The sequence below is a fragment of the Pontixanthobacter sp. genome, assembly GCF_049682855.1.
Classification (GTDB): Bacteria; Pseudomonadota; Alphaproteobacteria; order Sphingomonadales; family Sphingomonadaceae; genus Pontixanthobacter.
In genome coordinates this window covers 39844-47318 of record NZ_JBAUIK010000006.1, presented here as the reverse complement: position 1 = coordinate 47318, position 7475 = coordinate 39844, and the positions used below count along the sequence as shown (strand labels likewise).

Genomic DNA, 7475 nt, shown 5'->3' with positions numbered 1-7475 from the left:
GCCCGCTGGTCAGCGCAATGCGCACGGCCTCTTGCTTGAACTCTTCTGTATGCTTCTTCATCTCGTCGGTCTCCTTGCGCGAGTGTTAAACTCTCAAGTCACCGGCACAAAACCGTTACAAGTCCAGATCCACATTTCAAGGTTGGTGATTACGCGTTTTGCAGTGCCGATGAACTCTTTGCTCAATCCAGCAAGCCGGGAAATTCCGCTCCCGGTGCTCTTGCGGCAAGGCCAGGGACAACAACGGATATCGTCCTAACAGGCGGGAATCCCATTACTCAAATCGTTAATCCCGGCGCTCGGACAATCACGAATATCACGCAGGAAGGGCATCGATATCATTCGCGGTCGGCAGAAATCACCATCACGCCGACTTGGTATGGTTCCAAAGTTTTTATTGAGGGTAGAGGGACTGGCCCCCATGCTTTGGAAAATTCAATTGGCGGTTGGGCGATATTCACTGCGCTCGCTGCACGAGCGACGATCGGCTGCACAGTTGGAGCTTACTGATGCGGAATCGGATGAAGGCAATCGCGCTGGCGGTTCCGCTGCTCTTCATATCTGCTTGCAGTCAATTTAACGACACAGACAAGGAAATGGAAGCGAAGCAGACCTATAGCCTCTGCCCGAAAACCGAGGATGCGCAGCGAAGGCTGTCTGACTTGGTGAGGAGCTTTGCCAATGAGCAAGACGCGCGGCTCATCGATCGAAGTGCCGGTGCGCAACGGGAACTCTCCGGCTTGGACTCAGATGTTTTGAACCAGACTGGCGGGAGTCCGATCCTGATTACCGTCGAGAAGGCGGGCGAGTATCGAATATCGGTGACCAATTTAGGTCTTCGCGAGAAGGTCGCTCTATCGGTCCGTTCGTTAGGTGAAACTGCCCCAGACAATCCAGTCGCCAGCTTTATGGAAGTCCTGAGTCACTTCTGGACGATCGAAGAGTCGGAGGACAATGTGACGGATGACCCTCCCTGCTGACGACCAAGCAACCATCTTCATAACCCTCATTGAATGGCCCGGCTCAGCTACCGAATCACGCCCCGCAGTTGGGGAAGCCTTAGGGCGTACACCCTACGCAGCGGATGCCGCATGGAAAGTGTAGCAAGGTCAGTGCGTTATAGCTGATTTTGGCGGTGTGGAACTTCTGACCCACTAGTGACCCGGTGGCGAATCTGCGGCACAGAGTGGGTCAGTCGCGCTTCAAGCCGTTGCTATCCCGGACAAATCTCCCACACCCCGACTGACCCACTTTGACCTGGAAGATCGCCGATCGCGGGCGGTGCCGGAGTGGCCGAAATGGCCCGCCAGGAGCGCGCGGTGGTTCGCCCGGGTGAGTGGTGGATGAACTGCAAGATAAAAGGCGCGGCACTGATGGTCGGCCAAGTGCCTGACGGCGCTTGGTTTTCGGCGGCGGTAGCATAAAGTCTGCTTTTCGGGATCAGGCGTATGCCGTGGTTATTGAGAGCCGGTCAGGCAATACCGCTGGAGGCGGCAGGCTGTATGGCTACGATGCGGGGAAGATGGCGCTGGACTTCGTGCGCCAGAGCGAAATTGACCTGCGCGGGGTCCCGCCTCCGCCATGCGGAGCGCAGCTTGTCGGCGGCACAATTGTTGCGATCATCCCGCGCCCGAGCGGCACACATCTGTCATCATGCAGCTTTGCGCGATTGAAGCAACGCCGCGAGCTCGAACAGGGTTGGTCTGGCCAGCACAAATAGCAGACACACATATGTGCCCGCTCCTGTCGCGAGCAATATGCTAAGCCGGATGTACACAGACATTTCTGGCAGGATGCCGTTGGTCAGATATACCACCCCAGCCATCACACAGGCAGCGGATAGCCCTGGCCACACTGATCTTGCGAGGCCGGCAACGGTTAAGCCCAGATGCGGCTTTGAAAGCAGGAAAGTCAATATTGTGAGGCATGGAAAACCTGCAACCCAGGCATAAGCCAGTCCCATCACGCCATATTGCACACCGACCAGAAAGCTGACCGACATTACAGCCGCCCCGAACATGGTCACACGCGCAGATATATGCGGCTTGCCCAGAGCATTGTTGGCTGGCGCGAACAGGATTTGTAACGTCATCAACGGCATCACCAGCGCCAGAACCGACACAATCGGCGCCATCGGGAGCCATTTCTCCCCGAGCATGACATGCACCAGCTCGTGCGCAGTCACCGCCATCCCAAAATAGATCGGACACGCGATCAGCATGATCAATCGGACAGATTTGAGGAAGGACCAGTTCAGCGCCGCCAGATCATCCTGTATCCGGGCATATGCCGGGAAAGCAACCTCGTTCAAAGGCGGTACAAACTTGGCCGTGAAGATGGTGGTCAGGAACAGGGCTTCTGCATAGAGGCCGAGCTGTTGCAGCGAAAGCGAGCGGCTGGCGATGAAGACATCAGACTGACTTTGGATCGTCCAGCACACATGCGCCAACAAAACAGTTCCGCCAAAGGTGAACATTTTTTTCGACCCGCGAAAGTTGAAGCTGGGCCAGATAAACATTCGGGCGGACAGGAAGAGCCCGATGCCCTGCGTCCAGAATATCGCTATGGCTGCATAGACCAATGTCCACACACCCAGCCCGTTGAGCGCACAGGTAAGCGCAGTAATCGCGCCGATGACAGCCGACAGCAGATTGATCAGCGCGGTCTTCTTGAACTCAAGATTGCGCGCCATCAGCGCCTCGGGCAGTACGATGAAAGGCGTTGCCAGAAATATCAGCGCCTGTACCTGCAACAGCTCGGCAATGATGGGCTGGCCGTAATACTCTGCCGCCACCGGGGCGAGCAGGAATTGCAACACGGCAATCCCCACATTCAGGATCAGCAGCGCACCAAAGGCTTGCCGTAACTCGCGCGGATTGACCTGTTCTGACTGGATGATCGAGCTGGCAAGGCCATAACCGTTAAAAAAGCTCAAGAGGACGAGGACGACTTGTGTCATCGCGAACAGGCCGTAATCTGCCGGATCGAGAATCCGGATCACAGCAAGCGTACTGCCCCATGATATAAACTGCGCCAAGATCTGCGTGCCTGACCGCCAGATCAGCGCGCGGCGGACCCGGTCTCTGAAATTGCTGGGGGCGGTCATGCCCGCCTAGCTGCCATCAAAGAACACGGCCGCATGGCCCCACGCAGCGCCGGTCGCGCCATGCGGCCAATCCTCGCGGTCAAGCGAGATATAGCCTGTGCTTTTCGCACGAAAGATATTGAACAGGCTGTCGCTGCGATAATCGGCAAAGTCAGGGTCAAATTCTATCCGGCCCGAACGGGTATCGAAGCGCAGCATGTAGAAACCCTGCTCGCCGCCCAGCTCTGCGCCCATAATCAGCCGGTTGCCCGCAGGGTCCTTACCCATCCAATGCGGCGCAAAACCTTCTGGCGTGTCGAACCGGAACACCTCTGTGGGCGATTTGGGATCGGAGATGTCGAGCACGACAAGCTGCTTCTTCTTGCCGATGGGCTGAATCCAATATTGCCCGATCAGCAGGGGAATGCCGCACGCACCCCTGATTTGTGCCGGGTCGCTGGGCGGATCCGTTTCGACCGAGAATACGAGATCAAGCTGGGGCGCCTGCGTATCGATACCGGTCAAATGGTAGAAATTGCAGCCGTAGGAATTAAGGAAAATGGACCCGTCCGCCAGCACATGTTGGCCAAAGCCTGCGCCATTGATGCCCTCGACCCGATTGCCTTGATAATCAACGCCGACTTTCAGGTCGAGCGTATGCAGCAGCTTAAAATCGGAATAGCGATAAATCTGGATCACATCAGCCCATGATGTTTCCATCATCGGCGCGCTGGTTACGGTAATCCGGTCGATTTGCGGCAATTGGGCAAAGGCATAGGGCCGGATCGCCTTGGTGTAACCTGCGGCCGCCGCCGAAGCCGTGCGGATCAGTTCACCCTGCATGGTGTATTCCGCGATGCCGCCATGATTGCCGGGCGATGTCGCCTCATCAGGGTTCGGGCTATCACCTTCGCTGCGCAGGAAGCCCACCAGCCGCGTCCCGCTGGTGGTGCGGGCATAATCATGGGGGAAGCGCAACGGCGCTGGCGGCGTGAACGAGGTGGCAATTTTGGGATTTGCCGGATCGGCAATATCCACGATCAAGGATAATTCGTGATGATGACCGTTCATGAAAATCGGTTCACCCTTGGGCGGCGCAGTATATTCCATGTGGTGCACCATTGATGCTTTATGCCCGATGCGTACCGAACCCAGCGGCTGTCCGCGCGCCGGACTGTTTGGATCGACATCCAGAACGGTCACAAAGTCTTGGTCCTGCTCGTCCTGATCGCCCACCAGCAGCACCATATGCGGCGATGCACCGGTGAGCGCGATTGTGCTCTCAGACGCCTGGTCAGAGCAGGCTGCCAATCCGAACGCTGCAAGTGTCACCCAAAGTCTGGCATGCATCACGGCAGCACCTTGTGAAATGCCCGTGACAATGGTTCAAAGCCGTGTTTGGTAAACAGCGCCGCTGACGCCGCGTTCATATTCCATACCGTGCCAGAAATGACGCACTGGCCCAGGGCTTCCATATCGGCCAGCAACGCCTCCATAAGTGCAGATGCGCCGCCTGTGCCGCGCGCCGTTTCTGTTATGGTAATGTCTTCGATAAAGCAGCTCCAGCGCGGGCTGCCATAAAATACGTTGTAGCCCTTGTTAAGCCGGTACAGCACATGGCCGGCCAGCACGCCATCTATGAACAGGCCTTTGGCAAAGCCACTGCGTTTGCGAAACGGGTTGCGCGGCTTTAAAAACCCTCTGCAATATCGAGCAATTGGGGCGCTGTCGCTGGCCGGACCAAAATGGGCTGGAAACGCGGCGTGATGCGATGTCTGACCTTGCTGAAACAAGTCCACCATGACCGCCAGCAGCGGCTGTGTCGGTGCATCCAGATCGGCAACCGTAAAAGTCCGGCTATGGCCGTGAACCACGGGTTTGTCTGTGCTGCTCATATTATATCCTGACTGCGGTGTTGAGCAGCAACTTGATCATATGGATCGCCCGGAAGATGATGGCATAGACAATCCCTTTGCGCGCGATCAGCAAATCCGCAAGAGCTTTACGGTCAGGCCATAATTCGTTGAGCATGCTATTGTCGGGAGCTGTACAGGAGTCAACAAACGTGCATTCTTTCGCGGTGAGATAGGTCTTTAGCGTCTCAAGCTCCATCAGGACACCCGGCGAAAATTTACGATAACGCTGATCAATCGCTGATTTGAGGCAAAAGACGGTTGGCCCTGCTGCAATGTCGAGCGTGTAGGCAATCGGCTCGCCGTCAAGACACAGCCGCGTAAATTGCAACTTGCCCGCTGCAAACGCGTCGACGATCATGCGCCTGTAGAGTGCCGTTTCATGTTCGCACGACAGGATCGAAGAGCCATTTTTCTGCTTCCAGCCAGTGTTTTCCATAGCGAAGAACTGGCCCGTCCAATCGACCAGCTGTGCGCCATCGCTCAATCGTTCAAACGTAACAGCACCCATTTTGGCGAGGCCTTTGGTTGCCCTGCGAATGCTCTTGCGCCGGTTGGCGGTCAGCAGATCATCTACTTCGCCCGCATTTGTGCCCCGCGGCACGATTGCGGCGCGTTCAAACCGGTTTGCGGCAAAGACACGCCGCCCATCCGTCCCGCAATGATGCGTGATAGCGTGCGCAATGGGCCCGTCCGCACCGATCATCGACAGCTTGACAAAGCAGTAATGAGCTGGCGCATGTTCGAGCCACGCGCATAATCCAGTCGCGAACTGGGCCTCATATCCCGCACGCACCAACGGAGTGCACAGGAACTGTTCATGGTGCACTGCGCTGCGCAGGAATGGCACCGGCAGTTTCGCATATCCGACATCGCGGCGCAGGATTACTATCGCAATCAAAATTCCCGCATCGCGGATCGCCAGCAGCCTGGCCGACTGGTCGCTGAACAAAGCCAGTGACTGGGCAATGAAGTGCGGAAACAGGAACGGGTTCTGCTCGCTGGCATCGCTGGCCAACTCGGTCCACTCCTCCTCCAATTGCGCGCAAAGCTGCGCCTCCAATGGATCACAATCCCAAGACAAGGCCGCAGCCGAACCGCCGAGCGGCTCGACGGCCTTTGAAACAGGGAATGCTACATAGTGTGTCAAGCCAACGCATCCTTATCTTTTCGGGCTTATCTCTTAGGGCATATCTCTTCTGGATCTTTGCCTCTTGCGGTAAGTAAGCTACCCGATCGGGTAAACTATAATAGCGGAGCAACGCCTCTGTCCTGATTTGGGAAGCCAGCGCGGAGAAAGTTAATCAAGCAATCTTTGAAAAAGGTCTTGTGGCCCATTCTGCCCAAACCGTGGGGCACAGCCGATATGGAATTCCATTATGGCCTGTGGAATGGCGTGTCTTCGCTCTTCTCTCAAAGCGGGCGGCAATTGGGGGAGGAAAATGCGCGGCCGTTTATCTTAAATCATCACATTCCTGCACAAATGATTGTGTGCAAATACAAGGATTCGCGCGAGGGGCGGAAAATCAACATGTCCGCACTGCGCATCGCGATGCAAAATTTTGATGCAGCATTGGACATTACCGGGGCGGTCCACGCGCATCACCTTGCCCAATTGCCCCCGGCCCATGTGCCTGGCATCTGGGATCTCCACATCATCGCCCGGTCAAGCATCGCCCTGATTGCTTACCAGAAACGCTGCACCCGTCATAAGCCGTTCCAGTCAACCGTCAGTGATGCGCTGACCAGCCAATATCAGTTCATTTCTGGCGTGTTTATGATTTGCCGGCACATGCTTGAACACAATCACCCAGCCATTGAACAAAACAGTCCGATCTCGGCGGAGGCGCTGTATAATTATGCGGACCGGCACGATATATTTATCTCTTTCAACGGGGCGGCGTGTGCGGGCAGCATCAAGAAAATTCATGAATTCCTGGATTTTTGCAACGCGGGCAATGCTCTCTCGGCGCCGGCTGCCCATACGCTATCCCGCCTCGTTGATGATCCGGATAATTGGTACCAATATGGCCTGGCGACAGTCGAGCTTGACTGTTTCGTTGAAAACGAACGTTCTCAAAGGCTGGCGGCACGGCGGGGGATTGGCCAGAGCGACCCTGATCGCTCGGCGCAGACCTATGCCGCATTGGGTGGCTACGTCCGCGGATTGATGGACCGGCCGGTTCCGGCAGCGAGCGGGTCTTTCCGGCACGGCGCGCTTATTCGCCAGAACCATATATTGGAGCAGCTAGGCCGGCCGGTAGTAAAGAGCATCCCGCGCAGCCACATTCGTGCGCGGCTGGGCTGCGGGCAGGACGGCCGCTGAACTCACCCCGCCTGCCGCCCGCACAATATGGTGGGCCCGGCATGCATTGATACGGCGGTGTTTACCCCGAAAGTCGCAGGCATTGACCGGATGCCTGTGAGCCGGTGCGGACAGGGGATGCGGCAGAGACCACAGTATTTGCCGAGCGGCA

Annotated in this window: 7 protein-coding genes; 3 read left to right on the top strand and 4 right to left on the bottom strand. The window is 56.7% G+C overall.

What is annotated here, in order from left to right; genetic code table 11:
• Positions 1–259, top strand: a 259-nt coding sequence (locus WA922_RS02910) for a hypothetical protein (protein ID WP_424770175.1), incomplete at its 5' end; no start/stop codon positions are given.
• 262 nt (positions 260–521) lie between these two features.
• Positions 522–980, top strand: a complete 459-nt coding sequence (locus tag WA922_RS02905) for a hypothetical protein (protein WP_424770174.1) — start codon at positions 522–524, stop codon at positions 978–980.
• A 671-nt stretch (positions 981–1651) separates the two neighbouring features.
• Here the strand turns inward: WA922_RS02905 and WA922_RS02900 are convergent.
• The 4 genes from WA922_RS02900 to WA922_RS02885 are packed head-to-tail and all read right to left on the bottom strand — an operon-like array spanning position 1652 to position 6148.
• Positions 1652–3106: a lipopolysaccharide biosynthesis protein gene (locus tag WA922_RS02900; RefSeq protein ID WP_424770173.1), complete on the bottom strand. Its 1455-nt coding sequence runs from the start codon at positions 3104–3106 to the stop codon at positions 1652–1654.
• Positions 3107–3112: 6 nt separating this feature from the next.
• The gene (locus tag WA922_RS02895) at positions 3113–4435 is read right to left on the bottom strand and encodes a hypothetical protein (RefSeq protein ID WP_424770172.1); all 1323 of its coding nucleotides are present in this window, start codon (positions 4433–4435) and stop codon (positions 3113–3115) included.
• Entirely contained in the window at positions 4435–4980 is a 546-nt protein-coding gene (locus tag WA922_RS02890; protein WP_424770171.1) for an N-acetyltransferase family protein, read from the bottom strand. Before WA922_RS02890 ends, WA922_RS02895 begins: the two co-directional genes overlap by 1 nt.
• 1 nt (position 4981) lies before the next feature.
• A complete protein-coding gene (locus WA922_RS02885; RefSeq protein WP_424770170.1) occupies positions 4982–6148 on the bottom strand; it encodes a GNAT family N-acetyltransferase in 1167 nt (388 codons plus the stop codon).
• Between the two features lie 165 nt (positions 6149–6313).
• On the opposite strand from WA922_RS02885, the gene WA922_RS02880 reads away from it, so the two are divergent.
• Entirely contained in the window at positions 6314–7324 is a 1011-nt protein-coding gene (locus WA922_RS02880) for a hypothetical protein (protein ID WP_424770169.1), read from the top strand.
• Positions 7325–7475 lie beyond the last annotated feature (151 nt).

What these genes read in the sequence shown, in the direction of transcription:
- WA922_RS02905 (WP_424770174.1), top strand. Translation starts at nt 522, where the DNA reads ATGAAGGCAATCGCGCTGGCGGTTCCGCTGCTCTTCATATCTGCTTGC.
- WA922_RS02900 (WP_424770173.1), bottom strand. Translation starts at nt 3,106, where the DNA reads ATGACCGCCCCCAGCAATTTCAGAGACCGGGTCCGCCGCGCGCTGATC.
- WA922_RS02895 (WP_424770172.1), bottom strand. Translation starts at nt 4,435, where the DNA reads ATGCATGCCAGACTTTGGGTGACACTTGCAGCGTTCGGATTGGCAGCC.
- WA922_RS02890 (WP_424770171.1), bottom strand. Translation starts at nt 4,980, where the DNA reads ATGAGCAGCACAGACAAACCCGTGGTTCACGGCCATAGCCGGACTTTT.